Annotated in this window: 13 protein-coding genes; 9 read left to right on the top strand and 4 right to left on the bottom strand. The window is 70.9% G+C overall.

The features are described 5' to 3' along the window. Positions 1-90 precede the first annotated feature (90 nt). On the bottom strand, positions 91-978 hold the full coding sequence (locus ACIRQH_RS10360; protein WP_388871950.1) for a GntR family transcriptional regulator: 888 nt from the start codon (positions 976-978) through the stop codon (positions 91-93). Positions 979-1,295: 317 nt separating this feature from the next. Here ACIRQH_RS10360 and ACIRQH_RS10355 point away from each other — a divergent pair, with 317 nt between their 5' ends. From ACIRQH_RS10355 to ACIRQH_RS10330, 6 genes are all read left to right on the top strand, one after another. Continuing rightward, complete coding sequence (locus ACIRQH_RS10355; protein WP_404225144.1) at positions 1,296-2,726, top strand: cellulose binding domain-containing protein; 1,431 nt, start codon at positions 1,296-1,298, stop codon at positions 2,724-2,726. 188 nt (positions 2,727-2,914) lie between these two features. Next, positions 2,915-3,367, top strand: a complete 453-nt coding sequence (locus ACIRQH_RS10350; RefSeq protein WP_388871956.1) for a hypothetical protein — start codon at positions 2,915-2,917, stop codon at positions 3,365-3,367. 127 nt (positions 3,368-3,494) lie between these two features. Further along, positions 3,495-4,010 carry a SigE family RNA polymerase sigma factor gene (locus tag ACIRQH_RS10345; protein WP_388871958.1) on the top strand — a complete coding sequence of 172 codons (516 nt, stop codon included), beginning with the start codon at positions 3,495-3,497 and terminating at the stop codon, positions 4,008-4,010. Positions 4,011-4,018: 8 nt separating this feature from the next. Next, complete coding sequence (locus tag ACIRQH_RS10340; RefSeq protein WP_388871960.1) at positions 4,019-4,537, top strand: hypothetical protein; 519 nt, start codon at positions 4,019-4,021, stop codon at positions 4,535-4,537. Between the two features lie 201 nt (positions 4,538-4,738). Next, positions 4,739-6,010 (top strand): glycosyltransferase, encoded by a 1,272-nt coding sequence (locus tag ACIRQH_RS10335; protein WP_388871962.1) that lies wholly within the window; start codon positions 4,739-4,741, stop codon positions 6,008-6,010. Further along, the gene (locus ACIRQH_RS10330) at positions 6,007-7,452 is read left to right on the top strand and encodes a hypothetical protein (RefSeq protein WP_404225140.1); all 1,446 of its coding nucleotides are present in this window, start codon (positions 6,007-6,009) and stop codon (positions 7,450-7,452) included. The genes ACIRQH_RS10335 and ACIRQH_RS10330 overlap by 4 nt, the downstream gene beginning before the upstream one ends. Positions 7,453-7,526: 74 nt before the next feature. On the opposite strand, the gene ACIRQH_RS10325 is transcribed toward ACIRQH_RS10330, so the two are convergent. Together ACIRQH_RS10325 and ACIRQH_RS10320 are read right to left on the bottom strand one after the other, a co-directional pair. Next, positions 7,527-7,856 (bottom strand): antibiotic biosynthesis monooxygenase family protein, encoded by a 330-nt coding sequence (locus tag ACIRQH_RS10325; RefSeq protein ID WP_388871968.1) that lies wholly within the window; start codon positions 7,854-7,856, stop codon positions 7,527-7,529. Between the two features lie 51 nt (positions 7,857-7,907). Further along, positions 7,908-8,096, bottom strand: coding sequence for a hypothetical protein (locus ACIRQH_RS10320; protein ID WP_388871971.1), 189 nt, complete (start codon positions 8,094-8,096; stop codon positions 7,908-7,910). A 288-nt stretch (positions 8,097-8,384) separates the two neighbouring features. Between ACIRQH_RS10320 and ACIRQH_RS10315 the strand changes: the two genes are divergently transcribed. The 3 genes from ACIRQH_RS10315 to ACIRQH_RS10305 all read left to right on the top strand — a co-directional run bounded on the left by ACIRQH_RS10315 (position 8,385) and on the right by ACIRQH_RS10305 (position 11,029). Next, on the top strand, positions 8,385-8,861 hold the full coding sequence (locus ACIRQH_RS10315) for an Asp23/Gls24 family envelope stress response protein (RefSeq protein ID WP_404225139.1): 477 nt from the start codon (positions 8,385-8,387) through the stop codon (positions 8,859-8,861). A 135-nt stretch (positions 8,862-8,996) separates the two neighbouring features. Further along, the gene (locus tag ACIRQH_RS10310; protein ID WP_388933133.1) at positions 8,997-9,314 is read left to right on the top strand and encodes a DUF3040 domain-containing protein; all 318 of its coding nucleotides are present in this window, start codon (positions 8,997-8,999) and stop codon (positions 9,312-9,314) included. 236 nt (positions 9,315-9,550) lie between these two features. Then, positions 9,551-11,029, top strand: a complete 1,479-nt coding sequence (locus ACIRQH_RS10305; RefSeq protein ID WP_388871979.1) for a glutamate--cysteine ligase — start codon at positions 9,551-9,553, stop codon at positions 11,027-11,029. 209 nt (positions 11,030-11,238) lie between these two features. Here the strand turns inward: ACIRQH_RS10305 and gap are convergent, their stop codons facing one another. Further along, complete coding sequence (gene gap, locus ACIRQH_RS10300) at positions 11,239-12,237, bottom strand: type I glyceraldehyde-3-phosphate dehydrogenase (protein WP_388871982.1); 999 nt, start codon at positions 12,235-12,237, stop codon at positions 11,239-11,241. Positions 12,238-12,242 lie beyond the last annotated feature (5 nt).

The raw sequence follows: 12,242 nt of genomic DNA, 5'->3' as shown, positions 1-12,242 counted from the left end.
ACCGCGGCCCCGCCCGACGGGAGATGACGTCGGGCGGCGAGGACGGGCCGGTGGGCGACGAGATCGTGTCGCCCGCCGGGCCGTCCTCCGTCACCTGGCGGGCCGGCGGGCGCCCCGGGCGTCGGCGCGTCCGAAGAGGTCGTCGGCCACCACGCCGCGTGTGGAGAACGTGACGGGTTCGCCCGGCAGGAAGTCCCCGGGCGGGATGCCGGGGTGGTGCCCGTCCCCCGGTGACGTCCGCCCGGAGCGCGGACCGAGTGCCAGCCGGGAGACGATGCGGTAGCGGTCGCCCCGGTAGATCGAGTGGACGTACTCCACGGGCCGGCCGTCGGCGTCCGAGGTGAGGCGCTCGAAGAGGAGGGCCGGAGAGAGTTCCGGCACGTCGAGCAGGCCTGCCTCGTCGCGGCTCACCACGGTCGGTTCGATCGACTGGACCGCCTCGCTGACCTGGATTCCGTGCCGTTCGCCGAGGTGCTCGTACAGGTCGCCGTTCTCCAGCTCGTCACTGGTCAGGTCGGGCACCAGGTCGGCGGGGACGTGCAGGTACTCGATGGCCATCGGCGAGTCGTCGACCAGGCGGAGGCGCGCCACATAGCGGATTCTGGCCGCGGGCGAGATGCGCAGTCTGCGGCCGACCCGGGCGCCCGCGGGAAGCGTGCTGAACTCCAGGAGTCTGCTGGTCCACGTACCCGCGGCCTGCGGCAGGCTGAAGGTCTCCCGGCCCGAGACCAGTTCCTGGGTGATCTTCTCGGCGGCCACGAACATGCCCCGGCCGTGCTCGCGCACGAGCAGTCCGGCGACGACGAGTTGGTCGACCGCGGCCCGCAGCGTCGGTCGGGACACGCCGAGTTCGGCGCAGAGCACGCGCTCGGAGGGGATGGCGTCTCCGGGACGGCGCTCCTCGATGAGTTCGAGGATCGTGTCGCGGACTCTCTCGCGTTTGAGTACCGCGCGGGAGGCGGCGGGATCGATCTCCATGCGGTGCTCTCGTTCGTCGTCGGTACCGGCCAACTGGTATGGCCCCTGACCATAACTGGTCCAGTGGTCAAGGGCGGCACTTGAGATCGTGCCGCCCAAACATGCCCCTCCGCTCGACCGCGGCCACCCCCCATTCCACCAAGTCCCCCTTAGTTCCTGGGGGGTTGACGCCTGCAATGGTCTATGCCACCTTCATGCGACGTCAACTGGTAAAGCCGATGGGCCAACTGGTCAAGCGTGCAGTGCCGTTCTCCCCACCGTGTTCCTGCGCCCCCCCACCCTCCCGCGCCGAACGGGAGCCCTCGAAAGGAACTCACATGAGAAACCGTCCGCCGACCGGCCGCCGCCGCCTGGCACTCGCCCTGTCCGCCCTCCTCGGCGGCAGTGCCCTGATCGCCCTCCCGACGACCGCCGGTGCCGCCGACGGTGGCGTGGCCGTCCAGTACCGCACCAGCGCGAGCGGAGCCACCGCCGATCAGAGCGAACCGTGGCTCAAGGTGCGCAACACCGGCTCGGCATCGGTCCAGTTGAGCCAGGTGAAGATCCGCTACTACTTCAAGGCCGACTCGGCGAGCACCACCTACCGCTTCGCGTGCTCGTGGGCGGTCAAGGGGTGCGCGAACATCACGGGCACGTTCGGCACGCTGGCCAACCCCACCGCGACCGCGGACCGCTATCTGGAGATCGGCTTCACCTCTTCCGCGGGCACGCTGGCGTCCGGCGCGGACACCGGTGACATGCAGCTGCGTTTCTACCAGGCCAACTGGCAGACCCTGAACCAGGCGGACGACTACTCCTTCAGCGGCGCGCAGACCTCGTACGCGGACTGGAGCAAGGTCACCGCGCAGCTCGCGGGTGCCACCGTCTGGGGCACCGCTCCGGCCGGCAACGACCCGACGGATCCGACCGACCCGACGGATCCCACCGACCCGCCCGGCGGCGGCCAGTCCCTGTTCGACGACTTCAGCTACGCGTCGTACAGCGACCCGGCGATCTCCGCCCACGGCTGGAACGTCCGCTCCAACTCCGGTGGTCCCGGGGTCCCCGGCGCCAACTGGGACCCTTCGAAGGTCACCTTCCCCACGGTGTCCGGGAACAAGGTGATGAACCTGGAGACGTCGACCGCGGGCACCGCGGAGTCGACCAAGCAGACCGAGGTCGTCTCCAAGAGCACGAAGTTCAAGAACGGCACCTACGCGGCACGGGTGAAGTTCGCCGACGCCCCGCAGTCGGGCCCCGACGGGGACCACCTGGTGCAGACGTTCTTCACCATCAACGACCTCAAGGCGCCGATGGCCGACGACTACGCCGAGTACGACTTCGAGTACCTGCCCAACGGCGGCTGGGGCGAGTCGGGCAACATCTTGTACACGACGTCCTGGGAGACGTACAACCCGGATCCCTGGCAGGCGGTCAACCAGCACACGGAGTCGCGGCAGAGCTACGCGGGCTGGCACGACCTGGTGCTCACGATCGACAACAGCAGCATCAAGTACTACATCGACGGGCAGCTCTTCGGCACCCATGACGCCCAGTACCTGCCCGAACGGCCCATGTCGATCAACTTCAACCAGTGGCTGATCGACCTCGCCGGACAGACGTCGACGACGTCGCGCGCCTACAACGAGCAGGTCGACTACGTCCTGCACGTCAAGGACCAGGTCCTCTCCCCGGCCCAGGTGTCCGCGAAGGTGGCCGCGTACCGCACGGCCGGAACCGCGTTCGTGGACGAGGTCCCGGCCTCCTGACCCGCCCCTCCCCCGCACACGCCGCGAGCCCGAGGCTTCCGGCGGTGAACGGGCCCGTCCTGGACACCGGGACGGGCCCGTTCACATGCCGCTGGACTTGCCCCAACGAGACTTCACGTACGCCGAGTTGGGGAGGAGACAACGCCGCACGCGGGTTGGGCGGGTCACTGGCTGAGCACAGTAGGGGTGTGGAATGGACCAGCCTTCTCAGCACCACCATGGGTGCGCTCATCGCCCTTTCCGCGTCCGCGCTCGCGGAACGGCGCCGCTGGCTGCGGGAGAGTGAGCAGCGCACCCGGGACGACCGCCGCGCCTCCTACGTCGCCTTCCTGAACGCCACCGCGGAGGCCAGCGAGATCCTGGTCAACATCGCCCGGGGCCACGACCGCGACGAGACGGCGCTCGCCCGCGCCGCGACCGTCCTGCGCGACAGCAACGTCCTGCCGCGCCGACTGGAGCTGTCCCTGGTGGCCGACGACCAGGTCGTCCGGCAGGCCACCCACACGGTCGCCCTGCTGCGCACCTACCGCGACACCGTGGCGCAGGGGCTCCCCTTCGACGCGGAGGAGCTGCAGCGCGCCCGCGTCGCCTTCAACGAACAACGCGACCGCCTCACCCAGCACATGCGCGGCACTCTCTGACCAGCGAGCACCGCACCGCTACCCCCCGCACGCCGTGACCCAGATCACGCGCCCGGAGTGCATAGCGAAGCGCCTTCCGGCGTCTTTCTCCAGGTGTACGAAGGCGGCAAGTGCGGGGACGGTGCGGATGCGACAGGCAAAGAGCGAGGGGACCGACGGGTTCGACGGATTCGTCGCGGCCCGTTGGTCGACGCTGTTCCACCTCGCGCGCCTGCTCTGCGCGGGTGACCGGCACCGCGCCGAGGACCTGCTCCAGGAGGCACTGGTCAAACTCTGGTTCGTCTGGCCGAAGGTCGCGGACGAGGCGCCCGAGGCTTACGTGCGCAAGATCCTGGCCCGCGCCGCCGCCCGCTCCGCGCGGCGCCGCTGGTGGGGTGAACGCCCCGTCGAGCAGCTGCCGGACCTGGCGCAGACCAGGGACGAGACCGCCGCCGTCGTGGAACGGTCGCGGCTGGAGGCGGCCCTCGCCCAACTGCCGCCCCGGCAGCGGGCGGCGGTCGTGCTGCGCTACTACCAGGACCTGCCCGAGAAGCAGGTGGCGGAGGTCCTCGGGTGCCCGCTGGGCACCGCACGTTCCCACGCGTCACGCGGAGTGGCGCGCCTGCGTCAGATCCTGACGGACGTCATCGAGCCGGTGGGGTGAAGGAATCCATGGACCACTTCGAGCGGGAGTTGGCGCGGATGATGCGCGACACCCATGAACACACCCCCTTCGGGCCCGCGCAGCAGGACGGCCTCCGATCCGGCGTCCGCGCACGGCGCCGGATCCGCGCAGCGCAGAAGGCGGCCGGATCCGTGCTGGCGGTCGCCGGAATCAGCGTCGGCCTGTTCCTGATGCCGCACGCCCGGGACCAGGAGCGGCCGCAGGCACCCCTCCCGCGCCCCGCCACCACCCCCACGTCCCCGACCGTCACCCCGACACCGACCCTGTCTCCCAGCGAGAGTCCCAGCGGGTCCGCCACGTCCACGGCCGAGGACAGCGCGGGAACCTCCGTCACGCCCGACAGCCCCACCGCGCCCGAGAGTTCGACCTCGGTCGCCACCGGTCCGGCCGGAGGGGTGACCACCAGCCCACCGGCCACCACCCCGGTGCCACCCAGCGGGACACGGTCGAGCACCACCTCCACCGTCACGTCGTCGTACGTCGCTGTAACGGACGGCACCGAGTAGCTCCCGCACCCCACGCCCCATCTCCCGTAGCCACCGCACTCGGGCCCGGACGTCGTGATCGCCGTCGGGCCACGAGCCGCCTCCGCCTGCCCAGCGGCAGCGCACAGAACAGGACGAATCATGACGAAGGCGCTGGCTCCCGTTCCCGTGGGCCTCCCCACGCAGGTGATCGCGCACGGACCCTCTCAGGAGCGCCCGCCCATGAACCGACCTCACGACGAGCGACCGTACGGGGAGCGGCCGTCCGTGGACCGCCGCCCCGTCCACCGTGCCCTGCCCGCCGACCACACGGAGCCCGTCCTCGACGTGGTCGTCCCCGTGTTCAACGAGGAGACGGATCTGGAGCCCAGTGTGCGGCGGCTCCACGCCCACCTGCGCGAGACGTTCCCCTACCCCTTCCGCATCACCGTCGCCGACAACGCCAGTACCGACACCACACCGCTGATCGCCGCCCGGCTGGCCGCCGAACTGCCCGAGGCCCGGTGGATACGCCTCGAGGAGAAGGGGCGCGGCCGGGCCCTGCGCACCGCGTGGTCGGCCTCGCGGGCGCCGGTGCTCGCGTACCTGGACGTGGATCTGTCCACCGAACTGAACGCGCTCCTTCCACTGGTCGCCCCGTTGATCTCGGGTCACTCCGACATCGCCATCGGGACCCGTCTCGCCCCGGGTTCGCGCGTCGTCCGCGGCCCCCGGCGCGAGATCATCTCCCGCTGCTACAACGCCCTTCTGCGTTCCACCCTCGCGGTCGGCTTCTCCGACGCGCAGTGCGGCTTCAAGGCCGTGCGCCGCGATGTCGCCGAACGGCTGCTGCCCCTGGTCGAGGACTCCGCCTGGTTCTTCGACACCGAACTGCTGGTGATCGCCGAACGCGCCGGGCTCCGTATCCACGAGGTGCCGGTCGACTGGGTGGACGACCCCGACAGCCGGGTCGATCTGGTCTCCACGGCCATGGCCGACCTGCGGGGCATCGCCAGGATCAGCCGCGCGCTGGCCCGCGGCAGACTGCCGACGGTCCGCTTCGGGGGTTCGGCCTGCGGCGGGTCCCCGGACTCCCTCACGGCGCAGTTGGTGCGGTTCGGGGCCGTCGGCGTGGTGAGCACCCTCGGGTACGTGCTCCTCTACGCGGCGCTGCGTCCGGTGACGGGGCCGCAGGCCGCCAACGCGTGGGCGTTGCTGGTGTGCGCCCTCGCCAACACCGCCGCGAACCGCCGGCTCACCTTCGGCCTGCGCGGCAGCGGCGGCGTGGTGCGCCACCAGTTGAAGGGACTGGCCGTCCTCGGCCTGGGTCTCGCGCTGACCAGTGGCTCACTGGCGGCTCTGCACCGCTGGGCACAGGCTCCCGGACGGGCCGCCGAGATCGCGGTTCTCGTCGGCGCCAACCTGGTGGCGACGCTGCTGCGGTTCGCCCTCCTGCGTACGTGGGTGTTCCCCGCGACCGCCCACGGCGTCGGCGCGGAGGGTGGTCCGCGATGAGCAACCACCCGACGCACCCGGTGACTTCACCGCACGAGGACGGCATGTCCCCCCTCGACAGGAGACATCGGCCCCTCGCCGGCCTCCGACCGGACGGGACGACTCCGCTGGACGGCACGGCCGTGCGCCCCCGTGGAGCACCGACCGCCGGCGGACCGCGCGAGGGCGTCGCCCCGCTCCGGTTCGGCGCCCAGGAGGCGTGGGAGAGGCTGTGCCGGTCCGTGCGGCCACACGTCCCGGTCCTCGCCCTGTACGGCGCGCTGAAGCTGACCGGCTTCTGCGTCTTCATGTTCCTGCTGGACTCCACCGGGGACTTCCGACGGAAGCACCCCCGCTTCGGGGGCGGCGCCCACGCCTGGGACGTACTCGCCACCTGGGACGGCTGGTGGTACCAGCAGATCGCCGCGCACGGCTACCATCCGGCGCTCGTCCCGGTACCCGGCGCCACGGGCCTGATCACCCTGGAGGGCAACTCCGCCGCGTTCTTCCCCCTGTATCCCGCGCTCATGCGCGTGGTCTGCTCGGGCACCGGGCTCGGCCTGTTCGGCGCGGGGCTGACGGTCTCGATCGCCGCCTCGTTCGTCGCGGCGCTGGGCATCCACGCCGTGACCTCGCGCGTCAGCGGCAGGCGCGCCGGACTGGCCGCCGCCGGACTCTTCGCCGTGTGGCCCGGATCCGGCATGGAATGGTCCGGCTATTCGGAGTCCCTCTACATCGCCCTCGCCGCCTGGGCCTGCCACGCCGTCATGCGCCGCAACTGGCTCATCGCGGGCTTCCTGACCTGTCTGGCCGGCCTGACGCGACCGACCGCCACCGCGCTCATCGCGGCGCTGGCACTCGCCGTACTGCTCGAACTGCGCCTCCACCACCGCGAAGTACGCCGCCGGGGCAGCCTTCCGGCCCCGGACGGGAGGCGACGCCGTGGCCCGGTCCTGCGGCCGCTGGCGGCCGTCGCGATCGCTCCGCTCGGCCTGGCCGGCCATCTCGGCTGGGTGGGACACCGGATGGGCGACTACGGCGGATACTTCGCACTCCAGAAGGGCGCCTGGGCCCACACGTTCGACTACGGCCGGCAGACCTTCGACGTCTTCACGTCACTCCCGGTGGGGCACTTCGACTACCTCTTCGCGTACCCCTACGAAGACGTCATCGGCGCGGCCACGGTCCTGCTGGGGCTGCTGGCCCTGCCCCTGCTGGTGCGGTTGCGCCCGCCGCCGGTCCTGATCGTCCACACCGTGCTGACCATGGCCCTCGTGCTGGGGAGCCAGCAGATCTTCGGCAACATCTCCCGCTATCTGCTCCCCGCCTTCCCGCTGTTGATCCCCTGCGCCACCGCGATGCGCCGCCTCGGCACACCGGTGCTGTGCACGGTCCTCGGCATCGCCGCACTCGCCTCCGGTTCCTACGCCGGATACGCCCTGTTCGAACTGGGAGTGCCGTAGGAAGGCCAACCGCTTCCACACGCGCAGCAGTTGACCTTCACGCGGGGAGCATCACCCCGGCGACGCCGACGCGGTTACGGCTTGGCCGGAGCGGCCTGCTGCACGACCTCGAAGGACCACAGTGTGGACCCGCTCGCCGCGGGCTTGGGACGCTCACCGCTCGGCGCGGCCCCGCCCTGGTGGGCGGCCTTCATCGGGCCCTCCATCCAGGCCTGGAAGGACTCCTCGTCACGCCAGCGGGTGTAGACGAGGTAGCTGTCGGTGCCTTCGAGGGGCCGCAGCAGTTCGAACCACTCGAACCCGTCGGAGCCCTCCACCGCGTGGGCCCGCGAGGCGAAGCGCTTCTCCAGCGTCTCCCGCTGCTCGTCGGGGACGGTCAGTACGTTGATCTTGACTACGCTCATGCCCCCATCCTGCCGCACGGCGACGGGGCCGCCGCGAAAGGGCTGCCCCGCTCATCGCATCCGTGTGGCGGGACCTCCCGCGACGCCACGCCGGGCGGCCAGGTCGAGGCTGTTGTAGACGCGCCGGAGGTGCTTGGCGACGGCGCAGGGCGCCCGATCCGCGGCGCACTGACGGCAGGTGTTCAGGTGCCCTTCGTACGACATGCGCGCCTGTTCGAGGGCGTCGTCGGGGGTCTGCATCCTGGGCTCCTGACGCGGGGGGATACGCCGATCTCACGCGGCGCACGAGGGAGGTGGAAGGGCGCGCCGCATAGTTGCCCGGGGCGCCCACCGGCATTTTGATCTTGTTACTTCAGGTAGGGCAAGCCACGGAAGGGCCGGGCTGTCGGCACGCCTTACAGACCGACGGGGATTTCGCACCTTTTCCCTCCCATCGCACGAATTACTCCGTTTGTGTGACGATAGCGACTAGGGCGTGCCCGCCGTCCCGTTGGGCACTTCGCACATCTCCGCATGGAGGAGGTCTCGATGACGGACCTGACCAGCAGCCCCACGACCAGCAAGAACGAGACGGACAAGTCCAAGGGGTCCGGCAGCCAGGGCAGGGGTGATCCGGCCGGCAGGGGGCGGACCACCATTGCCGACAGCGTGGTGGAGAAGATCGCCGCGGCAGCCGCGCGGGATTCCATCGGCGTTCACAGCCTCGGAAGCGGCATGGCACGAAAGCTCGGATCCGTGCGCGACCGGGTGCCCGTCGGACGTCCCGGAGGCAGCCGTGGAGTGAGCGTCGAGGTGGGAGAGCGTCAGGCGGCGGTGGACCTCGACCTCGTCGTCGACTACGGATACCCCATCGCGGATGTGGCCACGGGCGTACGCACCGACGTGATCTCGGCCGTGGAGCGGATGACCGGCCTGGAGGTCGTGGAGGTCAACCTCGCCGTCGACGACGTCCACCTGCCCGACGAGGAGGACGAGACACCGCCGTCGGAGAGCCGCGTGGCATGACCCGCCAACCCTCGGCCGGTCGCCACGACGGGCGCGGCTGAGGAACCCGCCTCGCGCTCACCGAGACCGGCCCAGCCCTCGCCGGGCACCCCGAGAGCCCGCTTCGAACGAAGAATCCTCAGGAGGTGTGTCGCCGTGGACGAGAAGGACCACCGGGACGATGTCCGGCTGTCTCCGCTCGAACGCGCCGCGCTCGCGGAGATCGAGGAAGGGCTGCGGCACGATCACGTCGAACCGGGCCCGCCCCCCACCACGGCCCGACGACCCTGGCTCCCGCTCTCGGTCGTGCTGATGCTGATCTGCTCGGTGTTCGTCGCGGTCATCGGGTACCGCACGTCCGAACCCGCCATCCTCTGGTGCTTCGCCATCCTGTGGCCACTCACCGTCATCCAGGCGTTCCGGCTGGTACGGCGCTGGATGAAGGCCGGCGGCCGCGTCACCTCCTGGTTCTGAACGACCCCACAGCCGGGCCGAATTCGAGGAGCACGCCTCCTCGCCCGGTGCGGTCGGACCGACCGGGGGCGACAGGGCGCCGTGACGGGGCCGGGCCGGCCGACACCGATCTCCGGTCATCCGCCCCGCCGGCCGGCCGACGGCGACCACGACCCCTCTCGCATGGTCAGACCCGCCCGGCGGTGCGACGCTGGAGGGGAGAGGTATCCGTGGGGTGAGTGACCCGGGAGGGCCCGATGGGACGAGATGTTCCGGCGCTGGTCTTCACCCGCGAGGACCGACGCCAGTATCGGATCAAGATGCAGGAATGTCTCGACGCCTTCGCCCAGATGCTGCGCGAGTCACGGTTCGACGCGGAGCGGCCCCAGGTGGGCCTGGAGATAGAGCTGAACCTGACCGACGCCGAGGCCGATCCGGCCATGCGGAACAGCGACGTGCTCGACGCCATCGCGGATCCCGCCTGGGACACCGAGCTGGGCCGGTTCAACCTGGAGATCAACGTTCCGCCCCGGCGGCTGACCGCGGGCGGCCCCGACGCCTGGGAACAGGAGATCCGCGCCGCGCTGAACCACGCCGACGAACGCGCCAGGACCGTCGGCGTCCACCTGATCATGGTCGGCATCCTCCCCACCCTGCGCGAGAAGGACGTGGGCCCCAAGGCCCTGTCGGAGAACGCCCGCTACCAGCTGATCAACGAGCAGGTCTTCGCGGCACGCGGCGAGGACCTGCTCATCGAGGTGGACGGCGTCGACAGGTTGCGGACCTACGCGGAGACCATCACGCCGGAGGCCGCCTGCACGAGCACGCAGTTCCACCTCCAGGTGTCACCCGAGGAGTTCGCCGACTACTGGAACGCGGCGCAGGCGATCGCCGGAGTACAGGTCGCGCTCGCCGCGAACTCGCCCTTCCTGTTCGGCAAGGAACTGGCGCACGAGACACGCATCCCGCTCTTCGAGCAGGCGACGGACACCCGCCCGCAGGAGATCAAGGCACAGGGCGTACGGCCCCGGGTCTGGTTCGGAGAGCGGTGGATCACCAGCGTCTTCGACCTCTTCGAGGAGAACCTCCGCTACTTCCCGGCCCTGCTGCCCCTGTGCGAGGACCAGGACCCCACGCAGATGCTGCACCGCGGCGACATTCCCGACCTGGCCGAACTCACCCTGCACAACGGCACGATCTACCGATGGAACCGTCCCGTCTACGCGGTCGCCCAGGGCAGACCGCACCTGCGGGTGGAGAACCGCGTCCTGCCCGCGGGTCCGACCGTCGCCGACACCCTCGCCAACGGCGCCTTCTACTACGGCCTCACCCGCGCGCTCGTCGACGAGGACCGGCCGGTGTGGTCACGCATGTCCTTCTCCGCCGCCGAGGACAACCTGCACGCCGCGGCACGGCACGGCATCGACGCCCGTCTGTACTGGCCCGGAACAGGCGAGGTCCCGGTGCCCGAACTCGTCCTGCGCCGGCTGCTGCCGTTGGCCCACCAGGGCCTGGAGCGCTCGGGCATGGACGCGGCGTGGCGTGAACCGCTGCTCGGCATCATCGAGCAGCGGTGCGTCACCGCGCGCAACGGCGCCGTCTGGCAGAAGGAGATGCTGCACCACCTCGAAGCCTCGGGCCACCACGACCGTCACGAGGCCCTACGGCTCATGACACGGCAGTACATCGACTACATGCACCTCAACGCCCCCGTCCACACCTGGCCGGTGGACTGACGAAGGCGCCCGTCCACCCGGCCGAGGAACCGGGAGAGCGTCCGTCACCCGGCCCGCGGACCCACGCGAGGAGCGCGGCAGTCCCGGTACGCGCCGCCGCGCCCATGCTTCATGCCCGCGCCCCGCCCGACCGCCGCCCCGGCGCCCGCCCGACGTCCGCCGGGCTCTCGCAGTCCGCCGGGGCCTGCCGGGATGCTCTTCGCTGTCGGTCAGTTCGCGGCGAGGAGCTGGAGGGTGTCGATCACGCGGTTGGAGAAGCCCCACTCGTTGTCGTACCAGGCGACGACCTTGATGTGGCGGCCGTCGACGCGCGTGAGGGCCGAGTCGAAGATCGACGAGGCCGGGTTGCCCGTGATGTCGGACGACACGAGGGCGTCCTCCGAGTACTCCAGGACGCCGGCGAGCGGGCCCTCCGCCGCGGTGCGGTAGGCCGCCAGCACCTCGTCGCGCGTCACGTCACGAGCCACGGTCGTGTTCAGCTCGACGATCGAGCCCACCGGGACGGGCACGCGGATCGAGTCGCCCGACAGCTTGCCCTCCAGGTTCGGCAGCACATGGCCGATCGCCTTGGCGGCACCGGTCGTCGTCGGCGTGATGTTGACCGCGGCGGCACGCGCGCGGCGGGCGTCGCGGTGCGGGCCGTCCTGGAGGTTCTGCTCCTGGGTGTAGGCGTGCACCGTCGTCATGAAGCCGTGCTCGATACCGGCGAGTTCGTCGAGGACGGCGGCCAGCGGCGCGAGCGCGTTGGTGGTGCACGACGCGTTCGAGACGATCGTGTGCGTGGCCGGGTCGTACGCGTCGTTGTTCACGCCGAACGCGAGGGTGACGTCGGCGCCGTCCGACGGCGCGCTGACGAGGACCTTCCTGGCGCCCGCGTCGAGGTGCGCGCGGGCCGCCTCGGCCGAGGTGAAACGGCCGGTCGCCTCCAGGACGACGTCGACACCGAGTTCCGCCCAGGGCAGCTGCGCCGGCTCGCGCTCGGCGAGCACCTTGATGCGGTGGCCGTCGACCACGAGGGTGTCCCCGTCGACGGTCACCGGGCGGCCGAGCCGGCCGGACGTCGAGTCGAAGGCGAGGAGCCGGGCGAGCGCGGCCGGCTCGGTGAGGTCGTTGACGGCGACGACCTCCAGCTTGGTGTCGCGTTCGAGCAGCGCGCGCAGCACGTTGCGCCCGATGCGGCCGAATCCGTTGATGGCGATGCGAGTCATGGGTG

Source organism: Streptomyces sp. NPDC102279 (genome assembly GCF_044766365.1).
Taxonomy (GTDB): Bacteria; Actinomycetota; Actinomycetes; order Streptomycetales; family Streptomycetaceae; genus Streptomyces.
This window is presented reverse-complemented; position numbering and strand designations above follow the sequence as displayed.

Excerpts from the sequence above, each read along its gene's own strand:
- ACIRQH_RS10360 (WP_388871950.1), bottom strand. The coding sequence starts at position 978 with ATGGAGATCGATCCCGCCGCCTCCCGCGCGGTACTCAAACGCGAGAGA.
- ACIRQH_RS10355 (WP_404225144.1), top strand. The coding sequence starts at position 1,296 with ATGAGAAACCGTCCGCCGACCGGCCGCCGCCGCCTGGCACTCGCCCTG.
- ACIRQH_RS10345 (WP_388871958.1), top strand. The coding sequence starts at position 3,495 with ATGCGACAGGCAAAGAGCGAGGGGACCGACGGGTTCGACGGATTCGTC.
- ACIRQH_RS10340 (WP_388871960.1), top strand. The coding sequence starts at position 4,019 with ATGGACCACTTCGAGCGGGAGTTGGCGCGGATGATGCGCGACACCCAT.
- ACIRQH_RS10335 (WP_388871962.1), top strand. The coding sequence starts at position 4,739 with ATGAACCGACCTCACGACGAGCGACCGTACGGGGAGCGGCCGTCCGTG.
- ACIRQH_RS10330 (WP_404225140.1), top strand. The coding sequence starts at position 6,007 with ATGAGCAACCACCCGACGCACCCGGTGACTTCACCGCACGAGGACGGC.
- ACIRQH_RS10325 (WP_388871968.1), bottom strand. The coding sequence starts at position 7,856 with ATGAGCGTAGTCAAGATCAACGTACTGACCGTCCCCGACGAGCAGCGG.
- ACIRQH_RS10320 (WP_388871971.1), bottom strand. The coding sequence starts at position 8,096 with ATGCAGACCCCCGACGACGCCCTCGAACAGGCGCGCATGTCGTACGAA.
- ACIRQH_RS10315 (WP_404225139.1), top strand. The coding sequence starts at position 8,385 with ATGACGGACCTGACCAGCAGCCCCACGACCAGCAAGAACGAGACGGAC.
- ACIRQH_RS10305 (WP_388871979.1), top strand. The coding sequence starts at position 9,551 with ATGGGACGAGATGTTCCGGCGCTGGTCTTCACCCGCGAGGACCGACGC.
- gap (WP_388871982.1), bottom strand. The coding sequence starts at position 12,237 with ATGACTCGCATCGCCATCAACGGATTCGGCCGCATCGGGCGCAACGTG.